Genomic DNA, 273 nt, shown 5'->3' with positions numbered 1-273 from the left:
TCCGCCTTGGCCGGACCCATCTTGCGCTGGATATAGTGCCCGGTGGCCATGCAGTCGGCCTCCAGGTCCCTGGCGGTCTCCAGCAGGTCCTTGAACTTCACCCGCTCGTTGCAGCGGATGCACGGGACCGGGGTCGCGCCGCCGAGGTAGCTGTCGGCGAATTCGTCGATCACCGCCTCGCGAAAGGTATTCTCGTAGTCCAGCACGTAATGGGGGAAGCCCATCTCTTCGGCCACCCGGCGCGCGTCGTGGATGTCGCGCCCGGCGCAGCAG

Annotated in this window: 1 protein-coding gene; it reads right to left on the bottom strand. The window is 66.7% G+C overall.

Translation table 11 applies throughout. The annotated features are described in order from the left end of the window. The coding region (locus H2O73_RS23985) for a hypothetical protein (RefSeq protein WP_497997522.1) at nt 1-273 on the bottom strand (273 nt) is incomplete at both ends.

It is taken from the genome of Vibrio marinisediminis, from assembly GCF_014050145.1.
Classification (GTDB): domain Bacteria; phylum Pseudomonadota; class Gammaproteobacteria; order Enterobacterales; family Vibrionaceae; genus Vibrio; species Vibrio marinisediminis.
The sequence above is the reverse complement of the archived record's forward strand: the minus strand, read 5'-3'. Positions and strand labels throughout refer to the sequence as shown.